This window comes from Tepidamorphus sp. 3E244 (assembly GCF_046159835.1).
Classification (GTDB): Bacteria; Pseudomonadota; Alphaproteobacteria; order Rhizobiales; family Tepidamorphaceae; genus JACKJK01.
In genome coordinates this window covers 164,532-182,716 of sequence record NZ_JBJXCY010000002.1, presented here as the reverse complement: position 1 = coordinate 182,716, position 18,185 = coordinate 164,532, and the positions used below count along the sequence as shown (strand labels likewise).

Here is an 18,185-nt window from a genome sequence, read left to right as displayed (position 1 = left end):
TCTCATCCCTTTACGCGGAGCTGACACTTCCCTGCTCCATGGGCCTGAGGCTGCCGGATTTTCTTCCGACACGACAGCAGATTAGGCTTTGGAAATGAATCCTTCGTTAAACCTTCGGAAACAAATCAATGCGATTCGCGCGGGCATGCGCGCTCCAATAGAGTCATGGGACTCCGGCTGCTTCGCGGGTAAGCCGGATCAGATGGCGCTGTTGACGCGGATCGCCCCGCTTCCCGACACCTGGGCCGAGCCCGACCGCGCGTCCGCGCCGTAGACCGTCGGCCCGCTGCGCTTGGATGCTGCATCGTTGGCAATGCCCCGGATCAGGGTTTCCGATACGGTGCGGGCAGTTGCCAGAACGGTCATATTGGCCTGAAGCGCTTCTTCAAGGGCGAGGTGACGGCTGCGCAGACGCTCGACGCCGTCGGGCGTGAGGTCGCGCATGTTGCCGGCGTTCTGCTTGAGAACCTGGAGCTGGCCGCCATACTGGGCCGACAGGGCCGATTTCTTGGCGTGAAGAACGGCGGCATCGGTCAGCTTGGCGCCGCGAACCAGCCGGCTTTCCTCGTCCAGGACCCGGATCAGCGCATCGACGGTTTCGGCCAGCGCGTCGCAGAAGGCCGAGGCCTGGTCGGGTGCGACGAGGCGTTGACCGGCAGGAGAGGCGGCTTCTTCCTGAAGTTCCGCCAGCATGCCGGCATTCGTTCCGGGGTTACGGGACAGCGTTGTCTGGTTCATCGTCCATTTCCTTCCTGGATGGCGATCAATTCTCGTGCGACAGCGTCAGCGATGCCGATGCCGCCGGCCTTTGCGATGGAGTTGCCCATTTCTTCCACGAGGATGCCGCGGAACTGTTCTTCCGCGTGCCCGCCGTGGAACGGCCCGTCCGTCTTGAGGCCGGAGAACATCTGGTTGAGCATGGTGGCGAGGAAGACGCCCTCGAATTCGCGGCCCTGCGCCTGCGCCTTGGCCAGGTCGGCGGTGGCTTGCGGCGTTGCGATACCCTGTGCGTAGGCGGCGGAGGTCTGGAGGCTGGCGACGGGGTTCATCACATCACCTCGATTTCGGCCTGCAGGGCACCGGCTGCCTTGATCGCCTGAAGAATGGCGATCAGGTCACGCGGGCCGACGCCGAGTGCGTTCAATCCGTCGACGAGGTCCTGCAGCGAGATGCCGTTGGAGACGATGGCAAGCCGGTTGGTGTTCTCGTCATCAACGCCGACTTCGGTGCGTGGCACCGTGATGGTCTGGCCGTCGGTGAGGGGCGGGGGCTGGTCGACGACGGGGCTTTCGGTCACCGAGACGGTGAGGTTGCCCTGTGCGATGGCGACGGTGGAAACGCGCACGTCGCTGCCCATGACGATGATGCCGGACTGCTCGTCGATGACCACCTTGGCCGGCATGTCCGGCTCGATGCGCAATTGCTCGATGTCGGTGAGCAGCTCGACGAAGCTGGTCTTGCCGTCTGCGAGCGGGCGGATGCGCACCGTGCCCGGGTCGACGAGGTCTGCCGTGCCGGCGCCGACGAAATCGTTGATGGTGGTGGCGATGCGACGTGCGGTGGTCAGGTCCGGGTTGCGAAGCGCGAGGCGCAGCGTGTCCAGTTCGTCGAGGGAAAAGAGGATCTCGCGTTCGATGGTCGCGCCGTTGGAGATGCGACCGACTGTCGGCACGCCGCGGGTGATGGTTGCGGCCTGGCCCTCGGCGGAGAAGCCGGCGATGGCGACCGCGCCTTGCGCGACCGCGTAGATCTCGCCGTCAGCGGCCAGAAGCGGCGTGACGAGAAGCGTGCCGCCCTGGAGGCTATCGGAATCACCCAGCGCGGACACGGTCACATCGATGCGCGAGCCTTGCGTACCGAAGGGTGGCAGGTTGGCGGTGACCATGACGGCTGCGACGTTCTCGGTCCGCAGGGTCGCGTCACGGGTGTTGACGCCGAGCCGCTCCAGCATCGCCTGAAGCGACTGGCGCGTGAACGGCGCGTTGTTGAGGCTGTCGCCGGTGCCGTTGAGGCCCACGACAAGGCCGTAACCGACGAGTTGGTTCTCGCGCACGCCCTCGATATCGACGAGATCCTTGATGCGCGAGGAACCGGCCGCGTCGGCCTGGTTTGCAACCAGCGGCTGGGCGCAGATACCTGCGCCCGCAATCGCCAGTGCCATGATCAGTTTCTTCAGCATATCAACCCCGCTCCCCCGAGCCTTGCGCGCCCAAAATCAGGCGCATGCAGATGTGCTGCCAAACACGTTGCACATCGCGTGCCAAACGAGCGGTTTGATTAAGCTTCTGAAACTGTTCGAAAATTTTTATCGCCGAAGGTCAGGGCGGTCGGCAGACCCGATTTGGCAGGTCGAAGCTGCCGGGCAAAATCTGCCCGGTGTTAACCATGTGTTTACCAACCTTGCCAGAAGGTAACCATCGCCACAGGTCCTTTCTCGACACGACCGACAGGAGCGCTTTCGAAGAGTCATGCGGATCGAATCGTCCCAGCGTATTGCAGCGACTTCGCCTTCGCGACGCCGGTCGGGTTCGTCTGACGGCGGCGGGTTTTCCGTCTCCGGCGGCGAGGAGAAAGCGGCCACGCAAAAGACCTCGGCGGCCACCTCGCTTGCCGGCATCGACGCGCTGATGATGCTCCAGGAAGTGGACGAGCGCGGCGAGCGAAAGCGCCGCGCGCTCAAGCGCGGGCACGACCTTCTCGACCTTCTCGAATCGGTGAAGCTCGACCTGATCGCCGGGATCGACAATCCGGCCGCGCTGACGCGTCTTGGCGACCTCGTTCGCCGCCATCGCCAGCTTGCGGACGACCCTCAACTGGCTTCCATCCTCGACGAGATTGAGCTTCGCGCAGCAGTAGAATTAGCAAAACGTGGGCTCAATCCCGGTCTTCTTTGAAAAAGACAAGCAAAGTCCAAGGCTTATCCTGATTTTATCGTGATCGATTTTTTCGTTGCGACAGGTTGAGCGCGAGGGCGATGCGCATTATAAGCCCGCCGTATCGAGTTCTGGAGGTTCGGTGGATGAGCGACGCGCTTGAAGAAATCTACGTTCCGCGAGACGACGAGCCGTTCATGAACGAACGGCAGGTCAAGTACTTCCGGAACAAGCTGCATCGGTGGAAGGAAGATATCCTCCGCGAAAGCAAGGAAACGCTCCTCGCTCTGCAGGACGATACGGTCAACCATCCCGACATTGCAGATCGTGCGTCGAGCGAGACGGACCGCGCCATCGAGTTGCGCGCCCGCGACCGCCAGCGCAAGCTGATCTCCAAGATCGATGCGGCGCTGCGTCGCATTGAGGACGGCTCCTACGGCTATTGCGAGGAAACGGGCGAACCGATCTCGCTGAAGCGGCTGGATGCCCGCCCCATCGCGACACTTTCGATCGAGGCGCAGGAGCGCCACGAACGCCGCGAGCGCGTGTACCGCGACGAATAGCCTGCTCGTTCCAGCAGTCCAGACATGACGAAGGCCGCCTCGATGGGCGGCCTTTCTTTTGTTGCGGCCTGTTCTGCCGGAGAGGCTGGCGCGGCGATATCGATGCGGGCTGGGTTTGGGGAGCGCTGCCCGCGCTGCTATCGCCGCGCCGCCTGGCCGGACCGGCCCCAGTTTTTTGGGGAGCGTGGCGCCGGTCCGAAGCTTGGTCGCCCTCAGAAGGGCAGGAGGATGTCGAGCACCTGGCTGCCGTAGCGTGGCTGCTGCATGTCGGTGATCTGGCCCTTGCCGCCATAAGCGATGCGTGCTTCCGCGATCTTGTCGGAGTCGATCATGTTGTCGGCGCCGATGTCTTCCGGGCGCACGATGCCGGCGACGACCAGTTCGCGCTTTTCAAAGTTCACGCGCACTTCCTGGCGTCCTTCGATCACGAGGTTTCCGTTGGGCAGCACCTGCGTCACCACAGCGGCGATGTTGGTGACGATGGATTCGCTGCGGTCGACCGAACCGCTACCCGAGGCCTTGCCCGTGGTCTGCGTGTCAACGAGTGCCGAGGCCGATGCGCCGGAAGGCAGCAGCGAGTTGATGATGTTCTCAAGACCCGCGGCGCCGTTTATGGCGACCTCGTCATTGGCTGTGCGCTCGCGCGCGGTCGCATTCGAGATTTTGGCGGAATCGGAGATCGCCACACGAACCGTCAGGATGTCGCCCATGCGGGCGGCGCGCTGGTCGCGGAAGAAGGCGCGCGCGCCCGTCCGCCACAGGGCGTTGGAGTTGTAGATTGGCGGCTCGGGCTCGGGCATCGGCATGGAGACCGGGCGGTAACCGGGCATTGCTGTCGGGTTCTCGATGGCTGCAAGCGCCGGTGCGTGGCCGACATCGGCCAGCCGGTCGGCGACCGAGCAGGCGGCAAGCGCACTTGCGCCGGCAAGGATGGTCAGGGCGCGGGCAATGCGCCCGCCGGCTGTGAGGATGGTCGTGAAATCGGTCATGTCATGCTCCCCCGAGATGAACTGGTTCAATTGGATGCGGCAGTGGCCAGACGTGCCGACGTGCCGCGCACGGTGACGGTGCCAGGGCCGGTGATCTCGGCCTGGATGATGCGATTGGACTGCAGGTTGGTGATGGCGACGACGTCGCCACGCGACCCGTTGCTGAGCGAACGACCGCGCACCGACAGGGTCAGTCCGGGACGTTCGAAGACGATTGCGACGACATCGTCGCGACGCACGATGATCGGCTGCATCACGTCGCGGTGGCGCAGCGGCTCACCGGCGCGCAGCGTGCGGCGTGCGGCCATGCCGGCCAGCATGTCGGCGGACAGGACCGCCTCGGCGTGGATCATCGAGACCGGCAGACGCTCGACGGTGATATCGGCCGGAGAGATGGTCTCGCCGCGCTGGATGGAGCGCGACAGGGTGGGGACGTCGGCAACCTCCTCGGCGTAGCCCGAGACATCCACGCCGCGCGCCACGATGGCGCTGCCATCGATGGTGATGCGGGCGGAGAAGCGGCGGGCGCGCGGGTCGGCCTGGATCTGGACAATGCGAACCGGGCCGCTGGCCGTGGCTTCCACGTTGAAGCCGTTGATGCCGGAGTCGAGGCGCACTTCCAGATTAATGATGTCGCGGGCGTGTCCGCGGTGGATCAGCTCGTCGGCGATGGCGCTGGCGATCTCGCTGCGGGTGACCGCGCGGCCGGCGCGGGCAACGACCACTTCGGTGATGCCGCGCGTCTCGACGATAGCGATGCCGTGGGCGCGGATGGCCTCCACGACGCGGCTTGCCTGCACGGTGCCGCTGGTGCCCGGCGCGGGGGCGCGGAACAACTGGATATCGGCAAGGTCGCCGGCATCGTCCACGAGGTCGCCGAGATGGACGATCGCTTCGCTGACGGTGACGGTGGAGCGCAGGGTGACCTTGCTGGCGGCACCTTGCGCGTAGACCTTGCTGGCGCTGAGGACGACACCGAGCAGGACCAGCGCGGTAACGGCTGCGCGGGCGACGATGCCGAAGTGGAAGTGAACGGCGAGAATGCGGGAATCCATGGGTCCGGTTCCTTTCAGCGTCAGCGCAGGTTGGCGGTGGCCTGGAGCATTTCGTCGGCTCCGGAGATGATGCGCGCGTTCATTTCGTAGGCGCGCTGGGCGGCGATCAGGTCCGAAATCTCGGTGACCGGGTTCACGTTCGACTGTTCCAGATGGTTCTGGAGGAGAGAGCCGAAACCGGTGTCACCGGGGGTGGAGACCTGCGGCGTGCCGCTGGCCGCCGTTTCGAGGAAGAGGTTGTCGCCGATGCCTTCCAGCCCCGACTTGTTGATGAAGCGGGCAAGCTGGAGCTGGCCGAGCTGGGTGGCGGCGGTTTCGCCGTCGATCAGCACCTCGACCGTGCCGTCTGCGGCGATCGAGATGTCGCGAGCGTTGTTGGGAACGGTGATGCCCGGCTCGACCTGGTAGCCGTCGACGGTGACCAGCAGGCCGTTGGCATCCAGTTCGAAGGAACCGGCGCGGGTATAGGCTGTGGAGCCGTCGGGAAGCTGGATGCGGAAGAAGCCCTCGCCGCGGATGGCGATGTCGAGGTCCTTCTCGGTGAGGTTGATGCTGCCCTGGCTCATGACGCGCGGCGTGGCTGCGGTCTTCACGCCCATGCCGATCTGCACACCGGCGGGAACCATGGTCCCGGCATCGGAGGTGACCGAACCCATACGGCGCAGGTTCTCGTAGAGCAGGTCCTGGAATTCCGCACGCTGGCGCTTGAAGCCGGTGGTGCGCATGTTGGCGACGTTGTGGGAGATGACTTCGACGTTCAGCTCCTGGGCCATCATGCCGGTGGCGGCGATGTTGAGGGCTTTCATGGTCTTGTCCTTTCACTTTGCCGGGGCAGCGAGGCCCGCACGGCGCGTCAAATCGTCAGGACGGAATGTCCGCGAGCTTGCCGATTGCGTTGCGGCGAAGCTGGTCCGCCTTTTCGAGCGTGTTGGCGAGAGACTGGTAGGCGCGGTTGACCTCGATCATCCGGCTGATCTCGAGGATCGGCTGGACGTTCGACTTCTCGATCACGCCCTGCGCGACGCGCGGCGCCACCGCGATCGTCGCCTGCGCATCGGTTGTGAACAGGCTGGAGCCCTCCGGGCGCAACACCATGTTGGTCTCGAATTCCACCACCCGCAGACGGCCCTTGTTGCCGGCTGCCGACGACACCGTGCCGTCGGAGGCAATCGCGATGTCGGTGTCCTCGGTACCGAAGGTCATGGGACCGCCTTCGCCGAGCACCTGGTAGCCCTCGTTGGTGACGAGTTCGCCGGCCTGGTTCAGCAGAAAGGCACCATTGCGGGTGTATCGCTCGCCGACCGGCGTGTTGACGACGAACCAACCCTCGCCGTTGATCGCGACATCGAGCGGGTTGCCCGTCTGCACCATGGCGCCGGGGGAGTAGTCCCGGATCGTCGCGAGGTCGTGAACGTAGGACAGCTCACGGTCGCGCGGACGGTCGGCGGTCCATTCCGCCTTCGGCATCTGGTACTCCTCGAACAGCATGGCTTCCTTCTTGAAGCCGGTCGTGCCGAGGTTGGCGACGTTGTTGGCGATTACGTCCATCTCGCGGCGCAATGCCACTTGCCTGGACAAGCCTATGAGAAGTGCGTTTTCCATTGGCCCGCGTTAACCGTTTGGTGCTCCCCAACGAGCGCCGCCAAACGGCAAGAACAGCGCTCACCATTCATTAAGCATGTGCCGTGCCAACATATGAAACACAATAAAATCAATAGCTTGTAGGGTTTTCGAGCCGCTCCGCGCTCAGCAAATTCCGCCGGGAGGGGAAAGTTTGACCCGGCAAAAATTTCCCCCTGACAAGGATTTGGAAACCTTTCGTTAACCAATTCGACCCTAGCTTCGGACATAGGCAAACGGCCCGGTTGAGAGATTCCCGGGCGGCAAATCCCGGACAGGTTCGATGGCTGACGAAGAAGCGCAGGTCGAGGCCGAGGACGGCCAGGAAGACGAGCCCACGAAGCGCAAGCTGCCCAAGCTGGTGCTGGTCGGCGTCGCAGCCCTCGTGCTGATCGGCGGCGGTGCCGGCGCGGCCTGGTTCATGGGCTTCTTCGGTGGCGGCGGTGGTGACTATGAAGACGTCGCCGAGGCCACGGAGGCGAAGCCCTCCTTCTATTACGACCTGCCGGAAATGGTCGTGAACCTGAATTCGCCCGACAAGAAGCAGCGCTACCTCAAGGTGCGCGTGTCGCTGGAGATGTCGGACGAGAACGTTGTGCAGACGCTGCGGCCGGTCGAGCCGCGCCTGATGGACGCGTTCCAGGTCTACCTGCGCGAACTGCGCTCCACCGATCTCGACGGTTCCGCCGGCATGCACCGGCTCAAGGAAGAACTGACGCGCCGCGTCAACATCGCAATCTACCCGCGCAGTATCGACACGGTGCTGTTCCGCGAAATCATCGTTCAGTAGGGCATCATGGCAGATCCGGTCGATCAGGACGAACTGGCCGCCGCCTGGGGCGCCGACCTCGACGACGAGGACGGTTCCGGAGGCGTCGATCAGGACGGCATGGCTTCGGCCTGGGAGTCGATGATCGATGAGCCGTCCAAGCAGGCGGAAAGCTCCAAGGGCGCGGAACGCGTTCTCAACCAGGACGAAATCGACAACCTCCTCGGCTTCAACGTCGAGGAACTGAGCCGCGAAGAGCGGCAGGGTATCCGCGCCATCATCAACTCGGCGCTCGTTTCCTACGAGCGCCTGCCGATGCTGGAAATCCTGTTCGACCGGCTCGTGCGCCTGATGACGACCTCGCTGCGCAACTTCACGTCGGACAACGTGGAAGTCTCGCTCGACGGTCTCGTGTCGATCCGGTTCGGCGACTATCTCAACGCCATTCCGCTGCCCGCCATGCTCGGCGTCTTCAAGGCCGAGGAATGGGACAACTACGGCCTGATCACGGTCGAATCCGGCCTCATCTACGCGATGGTGGACGTGCTGCTCGGGGGGCGGCGCGGACAGGGACAACTTCGCGTGGAGGGCCGGCCCTATACCACCATCGAGTCCAACCTGATCCGCCGGATGATGGAAGTCATCCTGGCCGACATGGACGATGCGTTCAGCCCGCTGTCGCCGGTGCATTTCAACATCGAGCGCCTTGAAACGAACCCGCGGTTTGCAGCCATTGCCCGGCCCGCGAACGCCGCCATCCTGGTGCGGCTGCGCGTCGACATGGAAGACCGCGGCGGCAATGTCGAGGTGCTGCTTCCCTACGCGACGATCGAACCCATTCGCGGCCTGCTGCTGCAGATGTTCATGGGCGAAAAGTTCGGCCGCGACCCGACGTGGGAAGGCCACCTTGCAAGCGAGTTGTGGGCCGCGCACGCGCAGTTGGACGCGGTGCTGTTCGAGGTGGACCTGCCGTTGTCGCGCACCATGAAATTCGCGGTCGGCGACATGATCCCGCTCGACATGCGGCCCGACGATCTCGTCAAGCTGAAGTGCGGCGACGTGGTGATGACCGACGGTCGCGTGGGCCGTATTGGCGACAAGATTGCGGTGCAGGTGGCAAGCCCCTTGCGCCGCCCGAAGATGACATATGCGGCCTTCGAAAAAGCCGAACAAATGGCAGGAGACGGATAATGGGCGGTAGTTTCGTGGGTGTTCTGGTCGAACTGGTCGTGGCTGGCCTGCTGCTGGTCACCATCATCTATTGCGTCGGCCTGAACCGTAAGCTGGAACGTTTGCGGGCAGACGAGACCGAGATGAAGGAACTCGTCACCGATCTCATTGATGCCACCGCCAAGGCCGACAAGGCCATCCAGACGCTGAAGTCTTCCGCCAGCGAGTGGGACCGGGCGCTGGGGTCGCGGATGCGCCATGCCGAGAAGCTGACCGGTGCGCTGCATGACCAGACGGATGCCGCCGAGATGGTGCTCGACCGGCTCAAGCAGATTTGCGCTGCCGCGCGCGATGCCAGCGACACGCAGCACGCAACGTTGACGCCGCTGCGCTCCGACAAGCGTGATCCGGCCGATGTCGCCGCTGCCCGCAAGCGCCTCGGGCTGGGTGGCCTGCGCTTCAGCAATGACGAGGGCCGTGCCGCATGAGCCTGCCCGTGTTCCAGCGCGTCGCCTCGCTTGCCACACGCGAAATCCGCCTGCTGCCCGTGCTGATTGCCGCGGCAGCGGCGCTTTTCGTGTTGAAGGGCGTGCAGATCGCGATTGATGCGCCGGGCGCCGTCAGCGGCGCGCGCATCGCCTTTGCGCAGGACACACAGGCGGACACCGACGAGGCCGAGAAGAAACCTGCCAAGGCCGATGACAAGGACGAGCCGGCGATCAACCTCGTCGACACCCCGCCGCCGACGGCGGAAGACGCGATCAATTCCCGGCTGAGCGAGCGCCGACAGGAACTCGACAAGTTCGAGACCGACCTGAAGATGCGCGAGAACCTGCTTAAGGCGGCCGAAATGCGGATCGAGCAGCGCCTTTCCGAACTGAAAGAGCTTGAAAGCCGTCTGAACGCGACCCTTTCCAAGCGCGAGGAAGAGGAAAAGGAACGCTTCAAGAACCTGGTCGACATGTACCAGGCGATGAAGCCGAAGGATGCGGCGGCGGTGTTCGACCGGCTCGACACGCAGGCCCTCGTCGAGGTTGCCGCCGGTATCGATCCGCGCAACATGGCCGAGATCGTGGCCAAGATGACGCCCGAGGGTGCGGAACGCCTCACGGTTGCGCTGATGAACCGCGCAAACGCCGTACCCGACGCGATGAAGGTCGAGGACTTGCCGCAGATCATCGGCACCCAGCCCAACTGACGTGTCTGTTGCCTGCCGTTGCGGCGGTCTGACACGCGCTTAAGCGGGCATTTACTTCAAACCGGCTATTTTGTGCGGAGTGCGGCTCAGGTGACCCCTGTGTCCGGACATGCGTAACCTTGAGTAGCCGGACCGAGTATGACCGTTCACGCCATGCCAATCGGGCGCGCGAAGCGCCTCGCAGCCGCCATTCGCGCGCTGTGTGTGGCGGTGGGCGTGGTCATGTCCTGCCTTGTCGTTTTCGCCGTCTCGCCCGCGCAGGCCCAGCAGCCCGCCAAGGTGGAGGCGTTGCAGGGCAACGGTTTCGGGCGGCTGATCTTCACGTTCCCCGAGCCGATGAAGATCAAGCTGCGCGCGACGCCTGGCGTCGTGGTGCTGAATTTTCCCAAGTCCGTGAAGCTCGATGTTGCCAAGGTGCCGACGACCCTGTCGGCCTATATCGGCGCGGCGCGAACCGACCCCGACGGCAAGGGCGCGCGCTTCGCGCTGGCTGCGGCCTACAACGTCAACATGATGGAGGCTGCGGAAAAGGTCATCGTCGACCTGCTGCCGACGACCTGGCAGGGCCTGCCGCCCGCACTGCCGCAGGAAATCATCGACGAACTCGCCGAGCGCGCGCGCAACACCGAGCAGCGCCGTGCCGAGGAGCGCAAGGCCTCTCGCATTGCTTCTGCAAAACCGATCAACGTGCGCATCGGCGAACTGGCGACGTTCACGCGGCTCGTATTCGATTGGGGCGAGCCGACCGCTGCGCGCGTCGAGCGCGACGGTGAGCGTGTCACGGCAGACTTCCAGCATCCCGGCAAGATCAATGCCGGCGCGCTGAAGGCGCGGATGCCGGAATGGGTGACCGATGTCTCTTCCGGCTTTTCCGCCGACGGTGGGTTGCGGGTGCAACTGTCCGTGGACCCGCTTGCCAACGTGCGCGGCTTCCCGGAAGGCGACACCTACATCATCGACGTGACCAATCCCGACTGGGCCGGTGCACGCAATCCTCTCGAAACGAGGCCGGTTGAAGAGACCGCCGCGGGCGGGCTCTCGGTCGCCGTCAGCAACAACCAGACGGTTTCCGAACCCGACGACAAGCCCGAAGCGCCGGCCATTCGCCAGAGTCAGCAACCGTTTGCACCGGACAACTATTCCGCGACCGCGATGGACGAGCCATCCGGCGATGTCGCCATCGACGGCTCATCGACTGCTGCGGACCAGGCCATCGCGGAGCTCTCCGCGACACGCCCGAAGCCGAAGGCCGTCCAGCCTGCCGCCACGGCTGCAAAGTCGAAATCCGAGCCGGAACCCGACATGACGGGCGACCGCTCCGTGGACGCATTCTCTGCGGCTGCCCGCGTGACGCCCGAAGTTCGCCTGTCGGGCTCGCTGGTCAACATCAAGTTCCCGTTCCACCAGCCCACCGCGAGCGCCGTCGTTGCGCGCGGCAAGCATGTGTGGATCGCGTTCGACCTCGCACTGCCGGTCGATATCCGCGTCCTGCGCCAGGACCTTCAGAGCCTCGTCAAGGATGTGGACTATTCGCGCTCGGGCATGGAGCAGCTCATCCGGCTGACCCTGCGCGACAACCGGCTGGTCTCTTCGTCGCTGGAGGAAAACTCCTGGGTCGTCTCGCTTGGGGACCTGGTGCTGTCGCCGCCGCGTCCGCTCAACGTCGAGCGCACCGTCAACGAGAAGAACGAGGGCGTTGTCGATATCGACCTCGTGACGGCCAACAGCGTGCGCGACATCGAAGACCCCGACCGGGGTACGACCATGAAGGTCGTCACCGCCTTCGGGCCGCCGCGCGCGGTCTACAAGCCACAGGATTTCGTGGAATTCCAGGTCGAGCCGACCATTCACGGCGCGCTGGTCCAGCCGCTGGCGGATGACGTCGATGTCGCCATCGTGGAACAGGGGGTCCGCATCACCCGCTCCAACGGTCTGACCCTGTCCGGTGGCGGGCCTGCGACATACGAATCCGCAAGCCGCGCCATGGGCAACCATCAGCGCCCCGGCTACGTCTCCATCGAGAACGAGGAACTCTCCGGTGACGACGGCATCGCCAAGCTGATCGCCCGCACGCAGCAGGCTGTCACCGATCTTCCCGAAGAAGAGCGTACGGCCGGCCGGCTGCGCCTTGCACGTCTCTACCTGGCGTCCGATCTCGCAGCCGAGGGCCTGGGAATGCTGCGTTACGCGCAGGACGAAGACCCGCAGATCGGCCCGGACCCATCCTTCCGCGCCTTGCTTGGCGTGAGCAGCGTCCTGATGGGACGCGGGCGCGAGGCCTTGCGCGAATTCGATACGTTCAAGCTTGGTGACAGCGGCGATATCTCGCTATGGCGCGGGCTAGCCCACATGAGCCTTGCCGACTGGCCCTCCGCCACGCTCGCCTTCATCGAGGGCGAGCCGGCCATCGGCGGTTATTCTTCGCGCCGCCAGCTAGAATTCCGCCTTGCGGCAGGCCGCGTGGCGCTGGAAGTCGGCGACATGGAAATGGCCACCCGCAACATCGGCGCCGCCGAAGCGCTGGTCGGCAACGTGGAAGCCGACGGCGAACTGCTGATGCTCTGGGGCTGGCTCAACGAGCGCTCCGGGCGCAGCGAACAGGCGCTTGCAGCCTATGGACGCGCGGCGAAGTCCGGCGACCGCAAGCTGGAGGCCGAAACCACGCTCCGTATGGTTTCGCTTCAGCACCGCACTGGCGCAATCACCATCGACGAGGCCATCGACAAGCTGGAAGCGCTGGCGATTTCGTGGCGCGGCGACGCCATCGAACTCAGCACGCTTGCAACGCTTTCCAAGCTCTACGTCGAGAAGGACGATTTCCGTCGGGCATTCGAACTGATGAAGGTCGCGGCGATTTCGGACGCGGATTCGCCGATCACCCGGGCGCTGGAATCCGAACTCGACGGCGTCTTCGCCGACCTCTTCATTTCCGGCAAGACCGGCGAGATGCCCCCCATCGAGGCGCTGGCGCTCTACTACGATTTCCGCGAAATGACCCCGGTGGGCGAGCGCGGCGATGCGATGATCCGTGCCTTGGCCGACCGCCTCATCGAGGTGGATCTGCTGGCGCAGGCAGCCCAGCTGCTGGAGCACCAGGTCGACAATCGCCTGCACGGTGCAGCGCGCGCCCAGATTGCCGCCAAGCTGGCGCTCGTCCACCTGATGAACCGCAAGCCGGAAAAGGCACTGGCCGTTCTCGTGCGCACCCGGCAGGCCGTGCTGCCGCAGGACGTGAAGAACCAGCGCACCGTGCTGGAAGCGCGCGCGCTGTCCGAAACGGGCCGCGCCGACCTCGCCGTGGACCTGCTGTCCACCGTCGAGGGCAACGACGTGGCGCGCCTGAAGGCCGACGCGCTGTGGCAGGCTGAAGACTGGCAGAGCGCGGGCGATGAACTCGACCGGCTGCTGGAGCGGCGCTGGGCCGACTCGCGCCCTCTTACGGAATCGGAACGCTACGACGTTATGCGCATGGCGATTGCCTATTCGCTGGCGGGCGACAATCTCGGGCTGGGTCGCGTGCGGTCGAAGTTCGCCGGGCTGATGGCCGGAACGCGGGACTCGACCGCCTTCGACGTTGTCACCGGCGGCTTGCCGGAAGCGGCGGGCAACATCCGTGAAGTCGTCGCCAGCATTGCCAGCACCGACACGCTGGATGCCTTCATCGACGAGTACAAGACGCGCTTTGAAATCTCGCCGCAGCCGAGCAGCTAGGCCCCGCGCTACCCCGTGTAGGAGCGCACGAGCGACCCGGCGACGAGGCTCCACCCGTCCACCAGCACGAAGAATATGAGCTTGAACGGCAGTGAGATGATCACTGGCGGCAGCATCATCATGCCCATGGACATGAGGATGGAGGCGACGACGAGATCGATCACGATGAAGGGCACGAAGAGCAGGAAGCCGATCTCGAAGGCGCGCCGCAGCTCGGAGATCATGAAGGCCGGGACGAGGACCTGCAGGGCAACGTCGTCGGGGTTCTCTGGCTGCTCGGCCTGCGACATGTCGATGAACAGCTCGAGATCCTTCTCGCGCACGTGGGCCAGCATGAATGTGCGGAACGGGACGATGCCGCGATTGAAGGCCTCGTTGATCTCGATCTCTTCATTGACCAGCGGCGTGATCGCCTCGTCATAGGCCTGCTGGAAGACCGGGTACATGATGAAGCCGGTCAGAAACAGCGCGAGCGACACCATCACCGAGTTGGGCGGCGCGGTCTGCAGGCCGATGGCCGTGCGCAGCAGCGACAGCACCACCACGATGCGGGTGAAGGAGGTCACCATCACCAGGATCGAGGGTGCGAGACTGAGCACCGTGATGAGCGCGATGAGCTGGAGCGCGCGCTCGTTCAGCCCGGTGCCGGGAGAGAAGTCGAGCGTGACTTCCTGCGCATGCACCGGCAGCGCGACAAACAGCGCGCAGATGGCGATCAGGTAGGTGAAACGGAAGATGCGGACGCGGCGAGGCGTGCCCGGCTCTGCACTCAAGGCGCGAGAGCCGGTGTCGCTGGCCTGGGGGCCGGGCAACGGTGTGCCGCTGGCGCGCATGCGCTCAATTTCCTGATCCCAGTTCCTTCATCAGGGCATCTTCGAGACCGTCGTCCGTTTCCTTGCGGCGCTTGAACGGCGCGAAGGGCTTGCGCGCGGGCGCGCCGCCGCCCGCCATGGGCGTGCGCGGAGCGGTGCTCGCCTGCGGCGACTGGGACGGCTGTGCCTTGACCGCAGGGCTGAAGTCGAGCGCCTCGGCGATCGCACGCTCGGCCACGTCGTCGATGCCGGCATCTCCTTCCGAAGACGCAGCCGGCTCGTCTGCCGGGGTGATGGACGGCGCGAAAGCAGGTGCGGCTGCTACCGGTGCGGCGGGTGCTGCAACGGCCGGCGCGGCAGGCTCCATGCGCGCCGGCTGAGCGGTCTCGCTCTCGGGCTGGCGCGGTGTGCGCAGCGGCGAGCGGTAGGTCATGTCGAGGGCCGGCTGGCGCGGCTCTTCGGGCGGCTCCAGCACGTCCGGCGGCGGTGCCGGGCGCGGCGAGGGCGCCGTGTTCTGCTGTTTCAAGCTGCCGGTATCGGATTCCACCACGATGTCGGCCCCACCGCCGATCAGCAGCAGGTGTTCGACATTGTCACGGCGCACGAGGACGAGCTTGCGCTTGTCGTCGACAGCGATCCATTCCCCCACGGCCAGACGCGTCTTGCGACCCTTGCGGCTGCCGCCCGGATTGCCCCGCATGCCGGCGAAACCGCGGATGAGTGCCGCGCTCAGCGCGATCAGGATCATCACCGTCACGAAGGCGATGATGAAGCGGCCGGGCAGGCCAAGTTCCACGCCCAGAAGCTGCTCGATGTACTGCATTAAACTGTCCTCCCACCGCCGGGTTCGGCCCCTGAACCCACGCCACGGCGTCACGGCGAATCATCGCCTGCCCCGACAGGTTAACGCGACCCGGCAGAATTTTCCCCAATCCGCCTGACCTTCGTTAACCCGCCAACCACCAGGCCCATAAAGCCTGAAACGGTTCGCTTGCACGGTGAGGTTAACAGAAAGCGAAATCTCTTAACGACCTGTTAACCATGCACCCGGCAATCTTTGCCCGGTTTCCTTCATGACGAACTGGGCAAAACCGCGACATGTCCTTCTTCGACCTGCCGATCCTGAGCGCGCTGAAGACGAAGATCCGCTACCACAACGAGCGTCAGGTGCTGTTGGCGCAGAACGTTGCGAATGCGGAGACGCCGGGCTACGGCGCGCGCGATCTCAAAGCGCCCGACTTTTCCCGCATGCTGCAGCCGCCGACGGCAACGAGTGCGGGGAGTGCGGGCGGTTCGCCGATTCCCGGTGCGCCGATGGGGCCGGTGCGGACTCAGTCGATGCATCTGGCGGGGCTGTCCTTGTCGATGGATTTCAAGGCGACAAGCCGCGACAGTTTCGAGACTACGCCGGAAGGAAACGCCGTGGTGCTGGAAGACGAGATGATGAAGATCGCGCAGAACCAGATCGACCATCAGATCGTGTCCAGCATCTATACACGCGGCATCTCCATCATGAAGCGCGCCGTCGGGCGCTCGGCCTAAAGGAGACGATCCATGGACATCATGAAGAGCATCATGGTCGCGGCCAGCGGGCTGAAGGCCCAGTCGGGCCGGATGCGCGTCATCGCGGAAAACCTGGCCAACGCCGATTCCACCGGCACCCGGCCGGGCGAAGACCCGTACCGGCGCAAGATCCCGGTGTTCAAGTCGCTGATGGACCGCGACCTCGGCGCGCGCACGGTGGAGCTTTCCAAGATCGACCGCGACCGCACCGATTTCGGCATCAAGCTGGAGCCCGGTCACCCGGCCGCCGACGAGAACGGCTACGTGAAGGTGCCGAACGTCAATTCGCTGGTCGAGAGCATGGACATGCGCGAGGCGCAGCGCTCCTACGAAGCCAACCTGAACGTCATCTCGTCGACCCGGCGAATGGTGATGCGCACCCTCGACATCCTGCGGGCCTGAACCGCTGACCTGAACTCACTGCTGACCTGAATTCTAAGAGGCTTCCATGACACCCCTCGGCGCAGCCAATGCCTATTCCAACATCGCCCAGCAGGCGGCCAAGACGCTCAAGGACGCAACGCCGAGCGCGCTTGATTCCGCCGGTGGAGCCTCACCACAGAGCTTCGCCAACATGGTGGCCGATGCCGTCAACGACGTGGGCGACCAGGCGCAGAGCGCCGACAAGGTCAGCGCCGCCGCGGTTGCCGGCAAGGCCGACCTCGTCGACGTGGTGACCGCGATCTCGGAGACGGAGCTTGCCGTGGAAACGCTGGTGGGGCTGCGCGACAAGGTAATCGGCGCCTATGAGCAGATCATGCGGATGCCCATCTAACGGCGCGACTCGGTCATAGTGGCCGCTGGAGAGTTCCATGAACGGACCTGAAGTACTCGACCTGGCGCGCGACGCCATCTGGACGCTGATCATCGTGTCGGCACCGATCATGATCGTCGGGCTGGTCGTCGGTGTCGCCATCGCCCTTGTTCAGGCGCTGACGCAGATCCAGGAAATGACGCTGGTCTTCGTGCCGAAGATCATCGCGATCTTCGTTGCGATGATTGTCGCACTTCCGTTCATGGGGCAGGCGATGTCCGGTTTCATGGACCGCATCGCGGACAGCATCATCGGCATCTGAGGCGGGGCAACATGACGGTCGACTTCCTGCCGCAGGTCGCGGCCGTCTTCCTGCTGATCTTCGCGCGCATGGGCATGCTCGTCATGCTGATGCCGGCCATTGGCGACCGCGCCGTGCCGGTGAACATCCGGCTCGTGCTCGCGCTGGCGCTGACGCTGCTGTTCTACCCGATCACCGCCTCAAGGATGCCGGCGATACCGGACACGCTCTTCGGGATCGCGCTGCTTGGCGCCAGCGAGATGCTGACCGGGTTCGTCATCGGCATGACGGCGCGGCTGCTGCTGGCCGCGATGCAGACGGCAGGTTCTGCCATCGCCTTCCAGATGGGCCTCGGTTTCGCGGTGAGCGCGGACCCGACGCAGGGCCAGCAGGGCGCGCTGGTCGGCACGTTCCTTTCGCTACTGGCCCTGACGCTGATCTTCGCGACCGACCTGCATCACCTGTTCATCATGGCGCTGGTCACGTCCTACGAGATTTTCGAGCCGGGGCAGGTACTGCCGACGGGCGACCTCCTGCAGGCGGTCATCGAGGTCGTGTCGGGCATGTTCGCCATCTCGGTGCAGGTGGCGGCGCCGTTCCTCGTATTCGGACTGGTGTTCTATCTCGGCCTCGGGCTGCTCTCGCGCCTGATGCCGCAGATCCAGATCTTCTTCATCGCCATGCCAGCCAACATCATGGTCGGCTTCATCATGCTCGCAGGCGTGCTCGGCGCGATCATGACCTGGTACCTGAGCCACATCGAACAGGCGATCCGGCCCTTCCTCGGGCTTGGATAGACGCCGGGAA

Annotated in this window: 21 protein-coding genes; 12 read left to right on the top strand and 9 right to left on the bottom strand. The window is 64.6% G+C overall.

What is annotated here, in order from left to right; genetic code table 11:
- Positions 1-198 precede the first annotated feature (198 nt).
- From ACKTEK_RS09715 to ACKTEK_RS09705, 3 genes are read right to left on the bottom strand one after another with little or no spacing between them, the layout of a single operon-like run.
- Positions 199-738 carry a hypothetical protein gene (locus tag ACKTEK_RS09715; protein ID WP_409165090.1) on the bottom strand — a complete coding sequence of 180 codons (540 nt, stop codon included), beginning with the start codon at positions 736-738 and terminating at the stop codon, positions 199-201.
- Positions 735-1,049, bottom strand: a complete 315-nt coding sequence (locus ACKTEK_RS09710; protein WP_409165089.1) for a rod-binding protein — start codon at positions 1,047-1,049, stop codon at positions 735-737. The genes ACKTEK_RS09715 and ACKTEK_RS09710 overlap by 4 nt, the downstream gene beginning before the upstream one ends.
- Positions 1,049-2,161 carry a flagellar basal body P-ring protein FlgI gene (locus ACKTEK_RS09705; protein WP_409166143.1) on the bottom strand — a complete coding sequence of 371 codons (1,113 nt, stop codon included), beginning with the start codon at positions 2,159-2,161 and terminating at the stop codon, positions 1,049-1,051. Before ACKTEK_RS09705 ends, ACKTEK_RS09710 begins: the two co-directional genes overlap by 1 nt.
- Before the next feature lie 307 nt (positions 2,162-2,468).
- Between ACKTEK_RS09705 and ACKTEK_RS09700 the strand changes: the two genes are divergently transcribed.
- Positions 2,469-2,894, top strand: a complete 426-nt coding sequence (locus tag ACKTEK_RS09700) for a flagellar assembly protein FliX (RefSeq protein WP_409165088.1) — start codon at positions 2,469-2,471, stop codon at positions 2,892-2,894.
- Positions 2,895-3,019: 125 nt separating this feature from the next.
- Positions 3,020-3,436 (top strand): RNA polymerase-binding protein DksA, encoded by a 417-nt coding sequence (gene dksA, locus ACKTEK_RS09695; protein ID WP_409165087.1) that lies wholly within the window; start codon positions 3,020-3,022, stop codon positions 3,434-3,436.
- A 212-nt stretch (positions 3,437-3,648) separates the two neighbouring features.
- Here the strand turns inward: dksA and flgH are convergent, their stop codons facing one another.
- The 4 genes from flgH to flgF are packed head-to-tail and all read right to left on the bottom strand — an operon-like array spanning position 3,649 to position 7,082.
- Positions 3,649-4,425: a flagellar basal body L-ring protein FlgH gene (gene flgH / locus ACKTEK_RS09690; protein ID WP_409165086.1), complete on the bottom strand. Its 777-nt coding sequence runs from the start codon at positions 4,423-4,425 to the stop codon at positions 3,649-3,651.
- Between the two features lie 26 nt (positions 4,426-4,451).
- A complete protein-coding gene (gene flgA, locus ACKTEK_RS09685) occupies positions 4,452-5,480 on the bottom strand; it encodes a flagellar basal body P-ring formation chaperone FlgA (RefSeq protein ID WP_409165085.1) in 1,029 nt (342 codons plus the stop codon).
- A gap of 20 nt (positions 5,481-5,500) precedes the next feature.
- Positions 5,501-6,286 carry a flagellar basal-body rod protein FlgG gene (flgG, locus tag ACKTEK_RS09680; protein WP_409165084.1) on the bottom strand — a complete coding sequence of 262 codons (786 nt, stop codon included), beginning with the start codon at positions 6,284-6,286 and terminating at the stop codon, positions 5,501-5,503.
- Between the two features lie 55 nt (positions 6,287-6,341).
- On the bottom strand, positions 6,342-7,082 hold the full coding sequence (gene flgF, locus ACKTEK_RS09675; protein WP_409165083.1) for a flagellar basal-body rod protein FlgF: 741 nt from the start codon (positions 7,080-7,082) through the stop codon (positions 6,342-6,344).
- Positions 7,083-7,383: 301 nt separating this feature from the next.
- On the opposite strand from flgF, the gene ACKTEK_RS09670 reads away from it, so the two are divergent.
- The 5 genes from ACKTEK_RS09670 to ACKTEK_RS09650 all read left to right on the top strand — a co-directional run bounded on the left by ACKTEK_RS09670 (position 7,384) and on the right by ACKTEK_RS09650 (position 13,948).
- Complete coding sequence (locus ACKTEK_RS09670) at positions 7,384-7,890, top strand: flagellar basal body-associated FliL family protein (protein WP_409165082.1); 507 nt, start codon at positions 7,384-7,386, stop codon at positions 7,888-7,890.
- Between the two features lie 6 nt (positions 7,891-7,896).
- Positions 7,897-9,060, top strand: a complete 1,164-nt coding sequence (gene fliM / locus ACKTEK_RS09665) for a flagellar motor switch protein FliM (protein ID WP_409165081.1) — start codon at positions 7,897-7,899, stop codon at positions 9,058-9,060.
- Positions 9,060-9,527 (top strand): DUF6468 domain-containing protein, encoded by a 468-nt coding sequence (locus ACKTEK_RS09660; protein WP_409165080.1) that lies wholly within the window; start codon positions 9,060-9,062, stop codon positions 9,525-9,527. Before fliM ends, ACKTEK_RS09660 begins: the two co-directional genes overlap by 1 nt.
- On the top strand, positions 9,524-10,237 hold the full coding sequence (locus ACKTEK_RS09655; protein ID WP_409165079.1) for a MotE family protein: 714 nt from the start codon (positions 9,524-9,526) through the stop codon (positions 10,235-10,237). The genes ACKTEK_RS09660 and ACKTEK_RS09655 overlap by 4 nt, the downstream gene beginning before the upstream one ends.
- Positions 10,238-10,375: 138 nt before the next feature.
- Entirely contained in the window at positions 10,376-13,948 is a 3,573-nt protein-coding gene (locus ACKTEK_RS09650) for a tetratricopeptide repeat protein (protein WP_409165078.1), read from the top strand.
- 8 nt (positions 13,949-13,956) lie between these two features.
- On the opposite strand, the gene fliP is transcribed toward ACKTEK_RS09650, so the two are convergent.
- A complete protein-coding gene (gene fliP, locus ACKTEK_RS09645) occupies positions 13,957-14,781 on the bottom strand; it encodes a flagellar type III secretion system pore protein FliP (protein WP_409165077.1) in 825 nt (274 codons plus the stop codon).
- A gap of 4 nt (positions 14,782-14,785) precedes the next feature.
- The gene (locus tag ACKTEK_RS09640) at positions 14,786-15,583 is read right to left on the bottom strand and encodes a hypothetical protein (protein WP_409165076.1); all 798 of its coding nucleotides are present in this window, start codon (positions 15,581-15,583) and stop codon (positions 14,786-14,788) included.
- Positions 15,584-15,858: 275 nt separating this feature from the next.
- On the opposite strand from ACKTEK_RS09640, the gene flgB reads away from it, so the two are divergent.
- From flgB to fliR, 5 genes are read left to right on the top strand one after another with little or no spacing between them, the layout of a single operon-like run.
- Entirely contained in the window at positions 15,859-16,302 is a 444-nt protein-coding gene (flgB, locus tag ACKTEK_RS09635; RefSeq protein WP_409165075.1) for a flagellar basal body rod protein FlgB, read from the top strand.
- Positions 16,303-16,314: 12 nt separating this feature from the next.
- Positions 16,315-16,725: a flagellar basal body rod protein FlgC gene (gene flgC, locus ACKTEK_RS09630; protein ID WP_409165074.1), complete on the top strand. Its 411-nt coding sequence runs from the start codon at positions 16,315-16,317 to the stop codon at positions 16,723-16,725.
- 46 nt (positions 16,726-16,771) lie between these two features.
- Positions 16,772-17,098, top strand: a complete 327-nt coding sequence (locus ACKTEK_RS09625; protein ID WP_409165073.1) for a flagellar hook-basal body complex protein FliE — start codon at positions 16,772-16,774, stop codon at positions 17,096-17,098.
- 37 nt (positions 17,099-17,135) lie between these two features.
- Positions 17,136-17,399: a flagellar biosynthesis protein FliQ gene (gene fliQ / locus ACKTEK_RS09620; RefSeq protein ID WP_409165072.1), complete on the top strand. Its 264-nt coding sequence runs from the start codon at positions 17,136-17,138 to the stop codon at positions 17,397-17,399.
- An 11-nt stretch (positions 17,400-17,410) separates the two neighbouring features.
- Complete coding sequence (fliR, locus tag ACKTEK_RS09615; protein ID WP_409165071.1) at positions 17,411-18,175, top strand: flagellar biosynthetic protein FliR; 765 nt, start codon at positions 17,411-17,413, stop codon at positions 18,173-18,175.
- Positions 18,176-18,185 lie beyond the last annotated feature (10 nt).